This is a genomic window from Listeria aquatica, assembly GCF_014223975.1.
Classification (GTDB): Bacteria; Bacillota; Bacilli; order Lactobacillales; family Listeriaceae; genus Listeria; species Listeria aquatica.
Genome location: NZ_JAARRM010000001.1, coordinates 1 through 17,106, shown reverse-complemented (window position 1 = coordinate 17,106; position 17,106 = coordinate 1). Strand labels below are relative to the sequence as shown.

The following is a 17,106-nucleotide window of genomic DNA, read 5'->3' as shown; positions in this document are numbered from 1 at the left end:
AAAGCTTGGTTTTTCGCTTCTTATGAAAGCACAATCCCTATCAGCCATTTTTCTTAACAAATTCTGACTTCAATTTCATTGCACCGAAGCCATCAATTTTACAATCAATATTATGATCGCCTTCTACAAGACGGATATTTTTCACTTTCGTGCCGATTTTAAGTGTTGAGGAACTCCCCTTAACTTTCAAATCCTTAATCACCGTTACAGAATCCCCATCAACAAGCACTGTCCCATTGGCATCACGTACAACGAATTCTTCTTGCCCGCTTGCTTCTTCCCCAGGGCTCCATTCAAAGCCACATTCAGGACAAATCAAAAGCCCGCGATCCTCATACGTATAAGTTGATTTACATTCCGGACAATTTGGTAAGTTTGACATTTATCATCTTCCTCCATTCATGAATTATCTCCATTATAGCCCATCTGTACATTTTTTCACAGGAATTTTTTATCCTGCTACTTAACAAAACAACGAAGACCCGATATAATAAACAAAGAGTCTTAAGTTAAATTAGAAAGAGAGTGTTCCTAATGGGCCGTAAATGGGCAAATATTAAAGAAAAAAAAGCGTCAAAAGATACAAATAACAGCCGAATCTATGCAAAATTTGGGATTGAAATTTATGTAGCAGCCAAGCAAGGCGAACCAGATCCTCACGCAAACCAGAAATTGCGTTTCGTTATTGAACGAGCAAAAACCTATAACGTACCGAAGCACATCATTGATCGCGCCATTGAAAAAGCAAAAGGAACTGGCGATGAAAACTACTCCGAGCTCCGTTATGAAGGTTTCGGACCAAACGGTTCTATGGTGATTGTTGATGCCTTAACGAACAACGTCAACCGAACAGCTTCTGATGTACGTGCCGCTTACAGTAAAAATGGCGGAAACATGGGCGTAAGTGGAGCCGTTTCTTACATGTTCGATAACACAGCCGTTTTTGGTGTCGCAGACAAAAGCGCAGATGACCTGCTTGAAATCCTGATGGAAGCAGACGTAGACGTTCGCGATATTCTTGATGAAGACGGTCAAGCGATCATTTATGCCGAGCCAAGCGATTTTCATCAAGTCCAAGAAGCCCTAAAGGCTGCAGGAATCGACGAGTTTAGCATTGCTGAAATTGAAATGCTTCCACAAAACGAAGTCACACTTGACGGAGACGATTTGGTTAAATTCGAAAAAATGATTGATGCCCTTGAAGATCTTGAAGACGTTCAAAAAGTCTATCACAACGTGGACTTGTCTGCCGAATAAAGCGCAAAAAAAGAGACTTGCTCAAGTCTCTTTTTTTGCTTGCAGATAAGCCCTTGCTTCTTGACTTACTTGCTTTAAATCCACGTTCTGCTGTTTCGCGGCAAAAATGCATCCGCAGTAACATTGTCTGTAAATATCATATTCCTCACACATTTCAACGGATCGTTTGTAGCCACCTTTTTTCTTAAAATCACTTGGAAGATAGCGCATATCATAAAGTTGCTGCACTTCCGCACCGACCGAATTAATCAGTGAACTATTTTTGTGCGGACTGATCGTGAGCGCGCTACCGAAATAATCAGCGCCCAGTTCCTTCGCTTTTAATGCTGTTTGGTCAAGTCGCATCTGAAAACAAGCGGAACAGCGCAAACCACCTTCTGGCTCCTCTTCAAGCCCCTTTACCACACACAAAAATTCTTGCGGCTGGTAAGCTTCCGCGATAAACTCAACTTGTTGACCCGTTCTTTCATTAAAAGCCGCAACAAAATCCGCCTGCACCTCTTTGCGCCGTTCAAATTCGAGTCGTGGGTGAATATTCGAATTGGCAAAATAAAGCGTCACATCTGCATACTTCGTTAAATATTCGAGAGTATACGTACTACAAGGCGCACAACAACTATGCAATAAAATTTTCGGGCGAAGCCCTTCTTCCTGCCAAAAAAGAATCATTTTTTCCAGCAAGCGATCATAATTGATTTTTTGATCTGGCTGCATGTTTTCAAGTAGTTCCATCAAATCAGGCATCAACATCTCCAAAAATTCCTTCTTTCATTTTATTTGCTGTAATTTCTCTAACGTAAGATCCGTGTCACAAAGCACATCCAAGTTACGCCAAATTTTTTCAGGCGGGAAATCCCACCATTTGAGCTCAAGTAAATAAGCAATAATTTCCTCGCTAAACCGAGCCCGAATTAGGCTAGCCGGATTTCCTCCAACAATCGTATAAGGCGAAACATCCTTTGTCAAAACGGAATTTGCGGCAATAATAGCCCCATCGCCCACTGTAATCCCAGGCATAATCGTGACCTCTTGCCCAATCCAAACATCATTTCCAATTACCGTATCACCTTTAAACGGAAGATCCGCCAAACTAGGTGTTGCCTTCTCTAACCCATGCCCCAAAATATTAAACGGGTAGGTCGTTGCAGAATCCATCCGGTGATTCGCCCCGTTCATGATAAAACGAATCCCCTTAGCAATCGCACAAAACTTCCCAATAATAAGCTTATCAGAAAGAAAATCATATAAATGCTCCACATGCTCTTCGAAACGCTCTGGATTTTCAGGGTCATCATAATAAGAATAATTTCCTACAATGATATTCGGATTTTTCACACAGTTTTTAATAAACACAAGCGACGAAATAGCTTCATTCGGATAAAGCGCATCCGGATTTGGTCCAAGCATCTGCCCTCAGCTCCTTTGATTAGCATCGCTTTCAGTATAACACACTTTCCATGACCGCTAAAGCGCACGTAAGTGTCTTTTCATAAGACCTAACGCCACATCCGGATAGTGCTCTGACAAAAGTCCCATCATCTGTAACACATAATCCTGATCCAAAAAAAGAGCTGGATTTTCCGGTAAAAGCTGCCTAGAATTCGCCCTGTCCGTTGCTGCAAGAAGAACACGTTTCGGGTAGCCACTATGAATTAATGCTCCACCAGTTCCAACAATAGCCTTCAAATAGCGCAAATCCTTCCCTGTTTGTTCATACACATACCGAGTGGGTGTAGCCACTTTTTCCAAGAAACCCGAGTGACGCTCTACTGCTTTTTGAATCGCACTGCTCGCAATGGCATCGTCCAAACGGCGCTCTTCCTCACTTTGCGGAATAAATTCCGGATGCGCTTCCCGAAATAGACAGCCTTCACAAATTTCCGGTGCGCATCCAGTAAAGTAATGCACAATTTGAGACTCCCCAACCGCTTGATACAAGCTGTATGCCGAATAGCGCATCCCAAGATCCCCTTCTACCGTTCGCTTTAAAACAGGTTCAGCAAGTCCTGTTAAAAAAATATCCGGTTCATTCACCGCTTGTTGTTTACTGACCGAGTGAACATCGGTTGTCGCTCCGCCGACATCCACCACCGCTAATTCGCCAAGTCCCGCTTCCCGTTTCGTGCCATAAGCAAGCAGACTTGCCGCTTTCAAAACAGCCGTTGGAGTAGGTAAAACAATTCGTCCTATGTTCAGAGAAACGGCTTCGAATCCTTTTTCTTTTTCATAAAAATATCACGTAACACCTGACGCACTGGCTCCCTCACTAAAACCCCCGCTTTAGGCATCACATTTTCAGTCAAATAATATTCATGAGAGGAACCTTTCAAAATTCGCTCAATTTCTACATATGCTCGCTTATTTCCAGCCACAACAATTGCAGCATTTTGACGAAGTTTCATCAGTTTTTTTGCATTTTGTAAAATATAGGACTGATTCCCGCCGTCCGTTCCACCAGCCAGTAAAATAGCATCGGGGTTAATCTCAGCCATTTCCTGCAAATCCTGATCTGTGATAAGCGGTGCATAAACTTTTAAAATACGCGCCCCAGCTCCTAAAACCGCGCGTTTCGCTGCTTCTGTTGTTAAACTTTCTGTAAGTCCAATGACAATCAATTTGAAACCGCCACGTGCAGAAGAACAAGCCAAATGTTCTTCAAAATCAGTCGTCCCAATTTGCTGTTCAATTTTTTGAAGCGCATGCAAATATCCATCTCGAATATCCGTTTGAACCGTTGTTTCACTTTGCGCCGCCGCAAGAACAGCTGGACGTTTTAAATCCACTGCGACCAGTTTTGTAAAAGTACTACCAAAATCAATTAATAAAATAGGCTGCATATTGCTCCTCTCTCCTCTCCAAAAAAAGCGCCGGTTCTTCGCCCGGCGCTTCTTCTTAAAAATCACTTATTTAACTTGCAACTCAAGCGAAACAACTTCTTCCACTGCTTTTACTAAACGACCACTTGTAAGAACCTCAGTTGCTTTTTCTAGTTCGTCATAAATTTCAATGTCGTGGTCATTTTCAATAAAGCTTGAGCTCTTACGGAACGTATCATAAGCTGCTTGTGTTCCCTTGCCGAGCTCTCCAGCTTGTTTTTCATCAAAGTCTAGTGCTTGGCAAGCAGCCATAATTTCAGTTGCAACAACACGCTGAGAGTTGTTCACAATATCACGTGCTTTTCTAGCAGCGATCGTCCCCATGCTGACAAAGTCTTCCTGATTTTCACATGACGGAATCGAATCAACACTCGCTGGGTGCGAAAGTACTTTATTCTCCGAAACGAGTGCAGCAGCCGCATATTGCGTGATCATGAAGCCAGAGTTAAGCCCTGGATGTTTAACAAGAAACGAAGGAAGTCCACTTAACGAGTGATTGACGAGGCGTTCTACCCGGCGCTCAGAAACATTACCGATTTCTGATGCCGCAATTCCTAGAAAATCAAAAGGTTGAGCGAGAGGTTCCCCGTGGAAGTTTCCGCCTGAAATGACTTTTCCACTTTCTGTTACAATCGGATTATCCGTTGCCGAATTAATTTCAATTTCTACTTTTGCTTTCACGTAGCTAATGCTATCTTTGTTTGCACCGTGAATTTGCGGGATGCAGCGCAGCGTATATGGGTCTTGAACTCGTTCTGTTGAAGCATGTACCACCTTAGTACTGCCTGCCACTAAATTCCGCATATTTTGTGCAGTCGCCAGCTGGCCATATTGTGGACGAATCCGGTGAAGAGCTTCATCAAACACATCGACAATCCCATTATGAACTTCAAGCGATAATGCGCCAGCAATATCCGACAATTTAACAAGTTCGACTGCATCATAAGTAGCAAGCGCTCCAACTGCGGTCAAAACGGTTGTGCCATTGATAAGCGCAAGTCCTTCTTTAGCTGCTAAGTGGATCGTGTCGATTCCTGCCTTCTGCATCGCTTCTTTCCCAGAAAGCAATTCGCCAGAAAAGTAAGCACGGCCAAGGCCAAGCATTGGTAAAACCATGTGCGCAAGCGGCGCCAAATCCCCTGAAGCTCCAAGTGAGCCTTTTTCTGGAATAAACGGTACAACATCTTTGTTAAGCATTGCTAGGAGCATTTCTACCGTGCTAAGACGGATTCCTGAACAGCCTTTGACAAGTGAATTAATTCGAATTAGCATTGTTGCCCGAACTTCTTCACGTGAAAGCGGATCTCCAAAACCGCTTGAATGCGTTCTAATCAAATTTTCTTGTAGTTCACTTGCATCTTCCGGCGAAATGCTAACGCTTACAAGAGAACCAAAACCAGTCGTTACCCCGTAAGTCACGCGGTTATTAGCAATAATATCATCAATGATCTCACGCGATTTTTTTACAGCTTCGATAGCTTCTGCTGAAATTTTTACTGACCAACCTTCTCGTGCCACACCTATAACATCATCTAGCGTTAAATCGTTTCCTGTTAAAATTACTTCTTTCGTCATTTTCCACACCTCTTCATGTTTTAATTTGCTAGTCTTCCATTTTTTCGCCTTGACGTCCTTTTTTTCCGTACATTACAAAGTAAAGAACGCTCGTGATGCAAATAGCTCCCATTGTAAAGATAATATTGATCAAGCTTGAAGATGACATAATCCAAAGACTCACGATAACACTTAAAACTGCGATAAAAGGTCCGAAACGCATTTTAAATCCTGGATCTTCGAGCCCTTTTTTGCGCAGTGCAATAACAGAAAGAGCCGTTGGAATATATTGAATAAATCTCATCAACACACTCAATTGAGCCAATTGTTCAAACGAACCACTCATCACTAAAAGTACGGCTAAAATACCAGAAACGACAATCGAAAAAATCGGTGCTTCATGCTTATTTTTTTTTGCAAAAGCTTTTGGTAAAAGGCCATCTTCAGCAATTGAACATGCATATCGAGGAATCATCATCGAATCCCCTGTATTTAAACCACCTACTGAAATCAAAGCACCAATCGTAATGATAAATCCTCCAACTGGTCCTATTATTTTAGTAAACGCATCTTGCACAGGTGTATCCGTACTCAAAATTCCATTTCCTAGTTGGGCAATTGTTCCAGCAATAATTAAGAAATATAGCAAAGACACGATGATGATCGACATAATAATCGCTTTTGGAACATTCTTTTTGGGATTTCGCATTTCGCCAGCAACAACAGGTAATGCTTCAAAACCGATGAAAGCATAGAAAACCACTAGTGCCGACGAGCTCATTCCTTGTAGGAAATTTTTCCCCGGTTCAAGTTGAACAAATGGTGTAAAGTTGCCAGCATTAATTCCGCCTTTAATAAAGAAAATAGCAATCACAACAAAGGCCACAATTGGAATTAATTTTGCAATGGTAATCGTGATCGTAAAAATCTTAGATGTCTTCACACCAAAGCTGTTAATAACTGAAAGCAAAATAATCAATATCACAGCAATCCACATTTCAAAAGGCTTAAATGATGGTACTAGTGCAACAAACAAACGTGCAAATCCGGCTGCCATAGCCCCCCATGCAATAACGGTAACCGCCCAACCAAGCACGCCGACATTAAATCCGACAAAATCTCCAAAAGCCGCTTTTGAATACTGAAAAGCACCGCCATTTTTATCAAAATAGCCTGCGACTTCGGCAAAGCAAAGTGCTAAAAGTAATACCAACAATACATCTACTAACATTGCAATTAAAGATGCTGGTCCAAGTCCTTCATAAATAGTTCTGGGTAATAAGAAGATTCCTGAGCCAATCACGGCATTGATTCCATACAATGTCGCTCCACTCAAACTGAATTTCGACTTTTCATTTGACGTTTGTGTAGCCATTTTCTGTCCCCTCTCACTATGACGGGCATGACTATACACGTTTTCGTATCATCTTTTTATATTGCTGATTTTTGCTTCGATCGCAATAATGTCAGAAGAAGAATATGTATTTGCAACCGGCTGTATCGTCATTTGGTTAGCAGCTTGAAGAAATAGACTGTCCCCTTTCCCTAGTACGGCTGTTTGACCGTCTGAAAAACAAATCTGCATCTCTTCGACCAAAGAATAATAAAAATAATCGGCCCCTTTTTCTACTTCATATTTTTCTTCCGGTTTTATCAAAGATAATGATCCGGTATAGGTAGGTGTATAAATTAAATTGAAATCTGTACATTGCCCGTAACTTGTCGTAGTCTCTGCTCCGCTAAAGCTGTCTTGTTCAAAAACAGAAAGTTTTACTTCTCGTTTTCTTGAAGCGCTTTCGTGAAACAGTTCAATCTCACCATCTAGAATCATCAGTTCTCGCCAATAAGAAGACAAGGAGGTGAAAGTCGAAGTTGGCAAATTTACAGTCGCCGTTGAAATCCGGTATATAAAATTACGTTCTTCATACAGCGCTTTTTCCGGCCAAATCAAAAGTTCCGTTGTCGTTCCGCCAGGCCAAATGCTCTTCTTATACTCTGATTTTCGCCTTATAATTCTATTCATGACTTCCCCTCCTCCTTCTTCATTTCTACTTAGAACAAACCAGAAATCACGCCGTTATCATCTACTTGAATATTTTCAGCAGCAGGTACTTTCGGAAGTCCAGGCATTGTCATAATCGCTCCTGTAAGAGCTACAACAAAGCCAGCACCTGCAGAGATTTTAACTTCTTTAATCGTGATCGTAAAGCCCTCGGGACGCCCAATCTTCTTCGCATCATCTGAGAATGAATATTGTGTTTTTGCCATACAAATTGGTAAGTGTCCATAGCCCATTTCTTCGATGTGCTTCAATTCTTTACGAGCAGCTGGCGCTAATTCGATTCCTTTTCCGCCATAAACTTTGGTTACGATTTTTTCTAATTTTTCTTCAAGTGAATCCTCATCATCATAAACAAACTGAAAATGATTAGGTTGTTCAGCAAGACGAACGACTTCTTTTGCAAGTTCGACTCCACCATTACCACCATTTGCCCAAACATCAGAAAGGACAACATTTGCACCATATTTTTGACAAGCATCCTCAACTGCTTTCAGTTCCGCATCCGTATCCGTAGGAAACTTGTTAATCGCAACAACAGCAGGAAGCCCGTAAACATTCTGGATGTTTTCAAGATGTTTTTCTAAGTTTGGCATGCCTTTTACAACTGCATCCACGTTTTCTGCACCCAAATCTTTTTTCTCCACGCCGCCGTGCATCTTAAGCGCACGAACCGTTGCTACAAGAACCGCCGCATCTGGTCTTAAGCCAGACTTCCGACATTTAATATCAATGAACTTTTCGGCACCAAGATCTGCACCAAACCCAGCTTCCGTAACTACATAATCCGCATATTTCATCGCTGTTTTCGTAGCAAGTACACTATTACAACCGTGAGCAATATTCGCAAATGGCCCCCCATGAATAAAGGCTGGCGTATGCTCTAACGTTTGAACAAGGTTCGGCTTAATCGCATCTTTCAGTAGCGCCGCCATAGCCCCATCTGCTTTTAAATCACCTGCTGTAATTGGATCATTATCCCGTGTATAGCCGATAATAATTCGTTTTAATTTTTCTTTTAAGTCATGAATATCATTCGCAAGACAAAGGATAGCCATTACTTCGGATGCAACTGTAATATCAAATCCATCTTCCCGAGGCACACCTTGCGCTTTACCACCAAGTCCATTAACGATATGACGAAGCTGACGGTCATTCATATCAACGACCCGCTTCCATGTGATTCTGCGATTATCAATTCCAAGCTTGTTTCCTTGTTGAATGTGATTATCAATTAAAGCCGCAAGTAGATTATTAGCCGCACCGATTGCATGAAAGTCGCCTGTAAAATGTAGATTAATATCTTCCATCGGTACAACCTGTGCATATCCTCCACCAGCTGCCCCACCTTTTACACCAAAAACTGGTCCAAGTGAAGGTTCACGCAAAGCGCTGATCGCTTTCTTTCCAATTTTCCGAAGTCCATCGCTAAGACCTACAGAAGTCGTCGTTTTCCCTTCCCCCGCTGGAGTTGGTGTGATTGCCGTAACAAGAATGAGCTTTGCTTTGGCCTGTTCTAAATCGTCTACAGCAACCTTTGCTTTATAGTTCCCGTAAAGTTCAAGCTCTGACTTTTCAATTCCTACTTCTTTTGCAACATCTTCAATTGGTAATTTTTCACTTTTATGAGCAATTTCAATATCTGAAAGTGTCATGCTGAAAACTCCTTTTTTATACGATTTCTAAAATCGCTTGATAAATTTCATCGGCTCTATCACAGCTTGTTTGTAGTAATGCTTCTCCATCTTTTTTGTATTTTGCAACAAAAGCTTCATCTTTGATTCCTGAAAGGTTGATTAAGACATTTAACCAAGCACCTTGCAATCCTGATTTAAGATTAAGCGCCGCAACACCCAAATCACTAGCAGCATTAACATTGGACTTGCCAACCGCTTTTCCCGTAATCGTAATAGCTTTACTCGCTAAAGTCATGATGTCATATGGGGCTTCAGCAGCTAGCTTAAGCGCCTTTTGCATAGCTTCTTTTCGCGCAGCTTTTTCTTCATCAGTTTCTTTTGGCATAGAAAAAACAGCTGAAACCTGATTAAATGCTTCCGTATCCTTATCAATTGCTTCAAGCAAAGCTTGATTAACTTCCGTTGCTTCTTTTAATACTTGTTTCATCAACTCATCATATTCAACATATTTCTTTTTACCAATTGTTAGTTGTGCAACCATCATCGTAAGTGCTGAACCTACACTCGCAGCAAGAGCTGAAGCTGAACCACCACCTGGAGCTGGCGCATCTGAACCAAGTACATCAACGAATTCCGTAATTTTCATATCAACTAATTTCATCTCGCACTCCCCTAACCCAGTAAATGATTTTCTAGAATTTGTTTTTTCTCATCAAAGTCTTCAATTTGCAAATAATATTCTGCACAATCAATTAGTGCTTTGGCAGGGGTAAGACCAATCACTTCACTACCAATAATTCCTACACCATAGCGTTTTGCTTCAAAGCGGATTGTTTCAAAAGTCCGATAAAGCGGTGTTCCTTCATAGTTCACCATGTTCATAGACACTTGAGCAATGTTGCGGTCTTCAAGTAAAAGCCCGATTCCTTTGCAGTATTTAAATCCGCCACTCGAACCACGTACTACTTTGGCAATTTTCTTCGCGATTTCCACATTATCCGTATCTAAGTTCACGTTAAACGCTACAAGTGGCATCCGTGCTCCAACAGCAGTAATTCCGGCTGTAGGGTGGATTTTGCGTTCCCCGTAATCAGGTGCCCATTCTGGTTCCTTTAATTTTTCCGGCATACCTTCGTATTGACCTTTACGAACTTTCGCTAAGTTTTTCCGATCCGGTGTCGCTGCTGACTCCTCGTAAAGGAAAATCGGAATCGATAGTTCACGATTGATTCGTTCTGCCACCTTTTTTGAAATTTCGATACATTCTTCCATTGTGACATCTTTTACAGGAACAAAAGGCACAACGTCTGTTGCTCCCATACGTGGGTGTTCACCATGTTGTTTTGTCATATCAATTTTTTCACTTGCAAACTTCACAAGTTGGAAGGCCACTTCTTGAATACCCGCCTCATCTCCAACTAGTGTAAAGACACTGCGGTTATGACTTGGATCTGACGAATGGTCAAGCAAGGAAACACCTGGTACACCCGTTGCTGTTTTTACTAAACCATCGATCACTTCTTGATTTTGACCTTCACTAAAATTCGGAATACATTCAACTAATTTTGCCATGGTTTCTTTATCTCCTTTTTAAATCATTTGGCGATTCTTAACTACAAGTTCACCTTTTTTATACACATCCGTTACAAGGTTTGTCGCAAAGAAATAAAGAGGATAATCAATATTTGGTGCGTCAAACAGTGTAATATCTGCTAATTTCCCTTCATCTAAGCTTCCAATAGAATCTCCGCGATCCACTACATATGCCGCATTGATTGTCACCGCATTAAAAACTTCAATTGGCGTTAATTTATCAGCAAAACAGCCAAGTTGCATGATGAACTGTATGTTCGCCGTTGGACAGCTACCTGGATTACTATCTGTCGAAAGGGTAATGGCCATATCATGATCTAACATTTTCCTGGCAGGCGCATAGGTGTCTTCCATCAAACTAAACGTTGTTGCTGGAAGCAGATTTCCAATCACATTTGCTTGGCTAAGTTTGTCAATATCCTCGTCTGTAATCACCATCAAATGTTCCGCACTTGTCGCACCAAGTTCTGCTGCAACGCTCACACCACCGATAGATTCAATTTCATCCGCATGAATCCGCAACTTGAAGCCTTGTCTTTTCGCTGCGCTCAGTAGTTTTCGCGATTGTTCAGCAGTGAAAACACCAGATTCACAAAATACATCACAAAATTCCGCTAGATTATCTGCCTTTACCTTGGGAAGCATTTCTTCGATGATCAAATCAATAAACCCATCTGGATTTTCACGATATTCTTCTGGAATCGCGTGTGCCGCCATGAACGTCGAAATGATGTCAACCGGCAAACGGTGATCCAGTTCATGTGCAACTTTCATTTGTTTCTCTTCTGTTTCCCAGTCGAGACCATAGCCACTTTTCGCCTCAACTGTTGTCACACCATGCACAAGCATATGCTCAAGAAGTTTAGCTGTTTTCTCGTAAAGCTCTGCAAAACTAGCAGCTCGAGTCGCCTTCACCGTGCTTAAAATCCCGCCGCCTTCTTTCAAAATATCCAAATAGGCAACACCGTTCAATTTTTTAGCAAATTCATTTTCACGTGTTCCACCGTACACAAGGTGTGTGTGCGAATCGATTAATCCTGGAGAAGCCGTTTTCCCACTGCAGTCAACTATTTTTGTGTGTTCTCCTATGAGAGAAACCGGCGGATCTCCTTCAGCTACACGCAAAATTTTTCCTTCACGAATCGCGATAAAGCCTTGTCGAATGATGTTCGCTTCACCCATTTCACTTCCCCGTAAAGCTCTTCCTTTGTCAATCGGACAAAAGATTTGATTTAAATTTGTTAGGATCTTATCAGCAATCATCAATATCCGCCTTTCATTTTACGTATTTCGAAACCGCCTCACGAATCGCTCCATCATCCGTCAAATACGGAATCGTAATGTGATCCGTTCCTTGTTTTTCTTCATTAAAGGCAATCGAAGTTTCCATCGAGTGTTCATTCCTAGCCCAATTTCGTCTCGCAACACCGCCCATAACATCCCAAGAAATCGCCGAGCGAATGATCTCATCCACGAGCTCACTGCCGTCCAGAACAAGACCAAAACCACCATTGACCGATTTACCAATCCCAGTTCCGCCACCGTTATGAAGAGCAATCAAACTCATTCCACGCGCTGCATTCCCTGCATAGCACTGGACAGCCATATCCGCTGTAACATTACTACCATCACGAATATTTGAAGTTTCACGGAATGGCGAATCCGTTCCAGAAACATCGTGGTGGTCACGGCCAATCATGACAGGACCAACCTTGCCTTCACGAACAAGTTCGTTAAATTTAAGCGCGACATCAATCCGACCTTGTGCATCCTGATAAAGAATCCGTGCTTCAGTTCCGACAACCAGTTGATTTTTCTCTGCATCACGAATCCAGTTATAATTATCCCTATCCTGATAGCGTCTTTCTGGATCAATCGCTTCCATCGCCGCGTGGTCGGTTGCTACCAAATCTTCATGTTTTCCGCTCAAGCAAACCCAGCGGAATGGACCATATCCGTAATCGAACAACATCGGTCCCATAATATCTTCTACGTAAGATGGCCAAATAAATCCATCTTTATCGTCATGTCCATTTTTCGAGATTTCCATCACACCTGCATCAAAAATAGCTTTCATGAACGAATTCCCGTAATCAAAGAAGTAAGTTCCTTGCTCAACCAAATGTTTAATCGCATTAAAGTGTCGCACAAGGGTCTTATTTATCAACTCTTGGAATTTAGGTTGATCCTCTTTAAGAAGCCGAGTTCTTTCTTCAAAAGAAATCCCAACTGGACAATAACCGCCATTATAAGCATTGTGACACGACGTTTGGTCACTCAAAAGATCCACATGTATTTTATGTTCATCCATATATTCCAACAAATCGACAATATTGCCGTGATATGCAATCGACATCGCTTCTTTTTTCGCCATAGATTCCTGTGCAAGTTTTATTGCTTCTTCCGGAGTTTGAGCTAGCTTCGAAATCCAGCCTTGTTCAAGCCGCGTATCAATCCGCGACTGATCCACCTCTGCAACGATTGCTACCGCATGCGCAATTTCAGCAGCCTTTCCTTGCGCACCACTCATGCCTCCAAGGCCAGAAGAAACGAACAACTTCCCTGCCAAATCGCCATCATCTGGAATCCCTAGTTTTAAGCGTCCAGCATTTAAAAGTGTATTAAAGGTGCCATGAACAATCCCTTGCGGTCCGATGTACATCCAACCACCGGCAGTCATCTGCCCATAGTTCGTGACGCCCATTTCCTCGGCAATTTCCCAGTCATCCAAATTATCGTATTCGGCAACAAGTAAGCCATTCGTGATAATAACACGAGGGGAATCCTTTTTAGACTTAAATAGGCCAACTGGGTGCCCAGATTCCACGACAAGCGTTTGCTCTTCCGTCATCACTTCAAGATACTTTTTAATCAAACGATATTGTAGCCAGTTCTGACAAACCTGCCCCGTCTCACCATAAGTAACGAGTTCATATGGATAAAGGGCAACATCAAAATCAAGGTTGTTATCAATCATCACTTGCATTGCTTTAGCCGCCGTACAGTTCCCTTTATAGTCATCAATTGATTTCCCATAAATCTTTCCTTCGGGACGCCATCTATATGCATAAATCCGTCCGCGCGTTGTCAGCTCTTCTAAAAACTCAGGAATTACTTGCTCATGAAATCTTTCAGGGACGTAACGTAAAGCATTTTTAAGCGCAATTTCTGTTTGTTCTTTTGTAAGACGAAATCCGCGATCAGGTGCCCGCCTAATTCCTTCAGTAAAAGAAGGCATTTCTGGCAAAATATCATCTAACTTAATGGTCATCGATTTTGCAATTGCATCATTCTTTATCATGTTGACATACATTCCCTTCTAATCATTTCTCCGCTTTCCCATTCCAAGCCTTCCCTTTATTTTCCCACTTCACTCCTTTCCTTTTCATAGAACAAGAAACTGCGGCATTATAATTAAGCGCTTTCTTTTTGTTGGTTAAACCACTGGAAACACTGACTTCTAACGATATCTCCCAAGAAATCTGAAAGAAGTTTCATAGTCATAATCCTTTCATTCTTTACCAAGATAAAGAATGTTTTTCATTTTGAGAAACCGCTTACATTACGCCCTAACTATATCCGATTGTGAACCATTTGTCAATACAAATTCTTTACATATTCGTGAAGTTGTCAATAAGGCCCATTTTGTGTATGATTAATTACATAACCATTACTAGGGGGAAATAAGCTTTGTACATCATACTTGACCAAAAAGACTATAAAACGATCGAATGGAGTGGCGGTGATTCCATTGAAATTCTAATTTTCCCTTACGACCGTTCATTCCAAAACAAAGACTTCGATTTGCGCATTTCGCGCACTAAATTATATCAAAAAAAATCACGTTTCACAGACCTTCCCGGTTACACACGGGACCTAATCAGCTTACACGGCCATGTCACTTTATGCCACCAAGAAAATTCGACCGAGCGCATCGTTAAAATGGCCCCATTCAAACTTGACCATTTTGATGGCAGCGCCAAAACGACCAGCCTAGGTTCCGGTGAAGATTTCAATTTCATCTACCGTGATGGATTAGCGACGAAAATCGAAATTCTCCATCAAAACCAAACAAAGAATTTCTTAATTGAGCCTTATTCTTTCCAGTTAATCCATGCCATTTCCGATCTAATTGAAATTCAAATTGAACCAGAAAATGAGTATCTCCGTGACGAGCTCGTATTAAAACAAGGAGATAGCCTCCTTGTTTTCAATGAAACCGCCAAATTCACCTTTCGAAACGCATCCATTTCATTCAATAGCGAGTTAGCCATTTTATGCACCTTCGATACCTTGCACAATCGTAAATACTATCAAAATTTCGTTGATAGCCTTTTACGTGATCATCCTTAAAAGATTTAACCTTTTAAACCCCCTCCGTCTACAAACCGAGCAAACATCCCTTAAAATTTTTTAGAACATTTATTAGATAAGTGTTGTTTTAAGACAATGTAAAGGCAAAGTTAATTAAATCCATATCAAAAAATCCCCATTAATACTATATAAGTATTAATGGGGATCACGATACCGGCGGCCGGGGTCGAACCGGCACGACCTTGCGGTCACTGGATTTTGAGTCCAGCGCGTCTGCCAATTCCGCCACGCCGGCATATCACAAATATTATAAACTTTTTCTTAACTCAAATCAAGCAAATGGAGGCGCCAACCGGATTTGAACCGGTGATGAAGGTTTTGCAGACCTCTGCCTTACCACTTGGCTATGGCGCCATATAAATTTTAAGTAAAGAAAAAGCGGAAGACGGGGTTCGAACCCGCGACCCCCACCTTGGCAAGGTGATGTTCTACCACTGAACTACTTCCGCAATTTTAAAGACTGGGCCAGCTGGATTCGAACCAACGCATGATGGAGTCAAAGTCCATTGCCTTACCGCTTGGCTATGGCCCAATAATATTAAAATTAATAATGGGGCGGCTGATGGGAATCGAACCCACGAATGTCGGAACCACAATCCGATGCGTTAACCACTTCGCCACAGCCGCCACTATTCAATTAAATTTATCATGGCAGGGGCAGTAGGAATCGAACCCACACTGGAGGTTTTGGAGACCTCTGTTCTACCGTTAAACTATGCCCCTAAAATAAAAATGGTGGAGGGAAGTGGATTCGAACCACTGAACCCGAAGGAGCGGATTTACAGTCCGCCGCGTTTAGCCACTTCGCTATCCCTCCGTATAAATAAAAATGGCTTGGGACAGAATCGAACTGCCGACACCTTGAGCTTCAATCAAGTGCTCTACCAACTGAGCTACCAAGCCAAATGGCGGTTCCGACGGGATTTGAACCCGCGATCTCCTGCGTGACAGGCAGGCATGTTAACCCCTACACCACGGAACCACAATTGCGGGGACAGGATTTGAACCTGCGACCTTCGGGTTATGAGCCCGACGAGCTACCAGACTGCTCCACCCCGCGACAATAATATGGTGGAGGTTAACGGGATCGAACCGCTGACCCTCTGCTTGTAAGGCAGATGCTCTCCCAGCTGAGCTAAACCTCCATAAATAATATTTTACCGTAAACTAAATAAATTGTCCAAAAAGAATAAAAAGTGACCCGTACGGGATTCGAACCCGTGTTACCGCCGTGAAAGGGCGGTGTCTTAACCGCTTGACCAACGGGCCATATCAACAATTGACAAACACTATCTTGGAAACGGAGAGCAAGGGATTCGAACCCTTGAGACGGTTGCCCGCCTACACGGTTTCCAACCGTGCTCCTTCGGCCTCTCGGACAGCTCTCCAAGAAAGATATGGCTCCACAGGTAGGACTCGAACCTACGACCGATCGGTTAACAGCCGATTGCTCTACCACTGAGCTACTGTGGAAAAGTAATATCTTGCCCGGCGGCGACCTACTCTCACAGGGGGAAGCCCCCAACTACCATCGGCGCGGAGAAGCTTAACTACCGTGTTCGGGATGGGAACGGGTGTGACCTTCTCGCCATAGCCACCAGACAAGGAATATGAAAGAACGTCGTTCTCTCAAAACTAGAGAAGAAAAGCGTGTGAACCAGAATCTGAAAGTTCTTTTTAAGGTTAAGTCCTCGATCGATTAGTATTTGTCCGCTCCATATGTCGCCATACTTCCACTCCAAACCTATCTACCTGA

The 17,106-nt window shown here is 42.3% G+C and carries 13 protein-coding genes, 14 tRNA genes, 1 rRNA gene and 1 pseudogene; 2 read left to right on the top strand and 27 right to left on the bottom strand.

Going from position 1 to position 17,106, the window contains the following annotated elements; translation table 11 throughout:
* Window positions 1-40 precede the first annotated feature (40 nt).
* Window positions 41-382 (bottom strand): zinc ribbon domain-containing protein YjdM, encoded by a 342-nt coding sequence (locus HB912_RS00155; protein ID WP_185371668.1) that lies wholly within the window; start codon window positions 380-382, stop codon window positions 41-43.
* Between the two features lie 152 nt (window positions 383-534).
* Here HB912_RS00155 and HB912_RS00150 point away from each other — a divergent pair, with 152 nt between their 5' ends.
* Window positions 535-1,257 carry a YebC/PmpR family DNA-binding transcriptional regulator gene (locus HB912_RS00150; RefSeq protein WP_185371667.1) on the top strand — a complete coding sequence of 241 codons (723 nt, stop codon included), beginning with the start codon at window positions 535-537 and terminating at the stop codon, window positions 1,255-1,257.
* 21 nt (window positions 1,258-1,278) lie between these two features.
* On the opposite strand, the gene HB912_RS00145 is transcribed toward HB912_RS00150, so the two are convergent.
* The 11 genes and pseudogenes from HB912_RS00145 to HB912_RS00090 all read right to left on the bottom strand — a co-directional run bounded on the left by HB912_RS00145 (window position 1,279) and on the right by HB912_RS00090 (window position 14,277).
* The gene (locus HB912_RS00145; protein WP_425324762.1) at window positions 1,279-2,007 is read right to left on the bottom strand and encodes an epoxyqueuosine reductase QueH; all 729 of its coding nucleotides are present in this window, start codon (window positions 2,005-2,007) and stop codon (window positions 1,279-1,281) included.
* A gap of 18 nt (window positions 2,008-2,025) precedes the next feature.
* The gene (locus HB912_RS00140) at window positions 2,026-2,664 is read right to left on the bottom strand and encodes a Vat family streptogramin A O-acetyltransferase (protein ID WP_185371666.1); all 639 of its coding nucleotides are present in this window, start codon (window positions 2,662-2,664) and stop codon (window positions 2,026-2,028) included.
* Between the two features lie 57 nt (window positions 2,665-2,721).
* A pseudogene (gene glmL / locus HB912_RS13135) lies at window positions 2,722-4,094 on the bottom strand (methylaspartate mutase accessory protein GlmL).
* 66 nt (window positions 4,095-4,160) lie between these two features.
* Entirely contained in the window at window positions 4,161-5,708 is a 1,548-nt protein-coding gene (hutH, locus tag HB912_RS00125; RefSeq protein ID WP_185371664.1) for a histidine ammonia-lyase, read from the bottom strand.
* Between the two features lie 28 nt (window positions 5,709-5,736).
* Entirely contained in the window at window positions 5,737-7,062 is a 1,326-nt protein-coding gene (locus HB912_RS00120) for an APC family permease (RefSeq protein ID WP_185371663.1), read from the bottom strand.
* A 48-nt stretch (window positions 7,063-7,110) separates the two neighbouring features.
* Entirely contained in the window at window positions 7,111-7,710 is a 600-nt protein-coding gene (locus HB912_RS00115) for a HutD family protein (protein WP_185371662.1), read from the bottom strand.
* A 29-nt stretch (window positions 7,711-7,739) separates the two neighbouring features.
* Complete coding sequence (locus tag HB912_RS00110; protein WP_185371661.1) at window positions 7,740-9,401, bottom strand: formate--tetrahydrofolate ligase; 1,662 nt, start codon at window positions 9,399-9,401, stop codon at window positions 7,740-7,742.
* A gap of 16 nt (window positions 9,402-9,417) precedes the next feature.
* On the bottom strand, window positions 9,418-10,044 hold the full coding sequence (locus HB912_RS00105; RefSeq protein WP_185371660.1) for a cyclodeaminase/cyclohydrolase family protein: 627 nt from the start codon (window positions 10,042-10,044) through the stop codon (window positions 9,418-9,420).
* Window positions 10,045-10,055: 11 nt separating this feature from the next.
* Window positions 10,056-10,955, bottom strand: coding sequence for a glutamate formimidoyltransferase (gene ftcD, locus HB912_RS00100; RefSeq protein ID WP_185371659.1), 900 nt, complete (start codon window positions 10,953-10,955; stop codon window positions 10,056-10,058).
* Window positions 10,956-10,973: 18 nt separating this feature from the next.
* Window positions 10,974-12,239 carry an imidazolonepropionase gene (gene hutI / locus HB912_RS00095; protein ID WP_185371658.1) on the bottom strand — a complete coding sequence of 422 codons (1,266 nt, stop codon included), beginning with the start codon at window positions 12,237-12,239 and terminating at the stop codon, window positions 10,974-10,976.
* A gap of 13 nt (window positions 12,240-12,252) precedes the next feature.
* A complete protein-coding gene (locus HB912_RS00090; RefSeq protein ID WP_185371657.1) occupies window positions 12,253-14,277 on the bottom strand; it encodes a urocanate hydratase in 2,025 nt (674 codons plus the stop codon).
* Window positions 14,278-14,666: 389 nt separating this feature from the next.
* Between HB912_RS00090 and HB912_RS00085 the strand changes: the two genes are divergently transcribed.
* On the top strand, window positions 14,667-15,329 hold the full coding sequence (locus tag HB912_RS00085; RefSeq protein WP_185371656.1) for a HutD family protein: 663 nt from the start codon (window positions 14,667-14,669) through the stop codon (window positions 15,327-15,329).
* Window positions 15,330-15,501: 172 nt separating this feature from the next.
* Here HB912_RS00085 and HB912_RS00080 read toward each other — a convergent pair.
* The 15 genes from HB912_RS00080 to rrf form a co-directional block, all read right to left on the bottom strand.
* A tRNA-Leu gene (locus HB912_RS00080) sits at window positions 15,502-15,585 on the bottom strand.
* Window positions 15,586-15,630: 45 nt separating this feature from the next.
* Window positions 15,631-15,704, bottom strand: a tRNA-Cys gene (locus HB912_RS00075).
* A 23-nt stretch (window positions 15,705-15,727) separates the two neighbouring features.
* Window positions 15,728-15,799 (bottom strand) — tRNA-Gly (locus tag HB912_RS00070).
* Between the two features lie 11 nt (window positions 15,800-15,810).
* Window positions 15,811-15,882 (bottom strand) — tRNA-Gln (locus tag HB912_RS00065).
* A gap of 19 nt (window positions 15,883-15,901) precedes the next feature.
* Window positions 15,902-15,977 (bottom strand) — tRNA-His (locus tag HB912_RS00060).
* 22 nt (window positions 15,978-15,999) lie between these two features.
* A tRNA-Trp gene (locus HB912_RS00055) sits at window positions 16,000-16,073 on the bottom strand.
* 10 nt (window positions 16,074-16,083) lie between these two features.
* Window positions 16,084-16,167 (bottom strand) — tRNA-Tyr (locus HB912_RS00050).
* Window positions 16,168-16,180: 13 nt separating this feature from the next.
* Window positions 16,181-16,253, bottom strand: a tRNA-Phe gene (locus HB912_RS00045).
* 3 nt (window positions 16,254-16,256) lie between these two features.
* Window positions 16,257-16,332: transfer RNA gene (locus HB912_RS00040), tRNA-Asp, on the bottom strand.
* 4 nt (window positions 16,333-16,336) lie between these two features.
* Window positions 16,337-16,410 (bottom strand) — tRNA-Met (locus HB912_RS00035).
* Between the two features lie 9 nt (window positions 16,411-16,419).
* Window positions 16,420-16,495 (bottom strand) — tRNA-Val (locus HB912_RS00030).
* Between the two features lie 52 nt (window positions 16,496-16,547).
* Window positions 16,548-16,619: transfer RNA gene (locus HB912_RS00025), tRNA-Glu, on the bottom strand.
* A gap of 32 nt (window positions 16,620-16,651) precedes the next feature.
* Window positions 16,652-16,738: transfer RNA gene (locus tag HB912_RS00020), tRNA-Ser, on the bottom strand.
* Between the two features lie 10 nt (window positions 16,739-16,748).
* Window positions 16,749-16,823, bottom strand: a tRNA-Asn gene (locus HB912_RS00015).
* Window positions 16,824-16,836: 13 nt separating this feature from the next.
* A 5S ribosomal RNA gene (gene rrf / locus HB912_RS00010) occupies window positions 16,837-16,952 on the bottom strand.
* Window positions 16,953-17,106: the final 154 nt, after the last annotated feature.

Bases quoted from the DNA above. Each gene is read 5' to 3' on its own strand.
- hutI (WP_185371658.1), bottom strand. From the start codon at position 12,239: ATGATTGCTGATAAGATCCTAACAAATTTAAATCAAATCTTTTGTCCG.
- HB912_RS00090 (WP_185371657.1), bottom strand. From the start codon at position 14,277: ATGATAAAGAATGATGCAATTGCAAAATCGATGACCATTAAGTTAGAT.
- HB912_RS00155 (WP_185371668.1), bottom strand. From the start codon at position 382: ATGTCAAACTTACCAAATTGTCCGGAATGTAAATCAACTTATACGTAT.
- HB912_RS00105 (WP_185371660.1), bottom strand. From the start codon at position 10,044: ATGAAATTAGTTGATATGAAAATTACGGAATTCGTTGATGTACTTGGT.
- HB912_RS00110 (WP_185371661.1), bottom strand. From the start codon at position 9,401: ATGACACTTTCAGATATTGAAATTGCTCATAAAAGTGAAAAATTACCA.
- HB912_RS00140 (WP_185371666.1), bottom strand. From the start codon at position 2,664: ATGCTTGGACCAAATCCGGATGCGCTTTATCCGAATGAAGCTATTTCG.
- HB912_RS00145 (WP_425324762.1), bottom strand. From the start codon at position 2,007: ATGTTGATGCCTGATTTGATGGAACTACTTGAAAACATGCAGCCAGAT.
- HB912_RS00120 (WP_185371663.1), bottom strand. From the start codon at position 7,062: ATGGCTACACAAACGTCAAATGAAAAGTCGAAATTCAGTTTGAGTGGA.
- HB912_RS00150 (WP_185371667.1), top strand. From the start codon at position 535: ATGGGCCGTAAATGGGCAAATATTAAAGAAAAAAAAGCGTCAAAAGAT.
- ftcD (WP_185371659.1), bottom strand. From the start codon at position 10,955: ATGGCAAAATTAGTTGAATGTATTCCGAATTTTAGTGAAGGTCAAAAT.
- hutH (WP_185371664.1), bottom strand. From the start codon at position 5,708: ATGACGAAAGAAGTAATTTTAACAGGAAACGATTTAACGCTAGATGAT.
- HB912_RS00115 (WP_185371662.1), bottom strand. From the start codon at position 7,710: ATGAATAGAATTATAAGGCGAAAATCAGAGTATAAGAAGAGCATTTGG.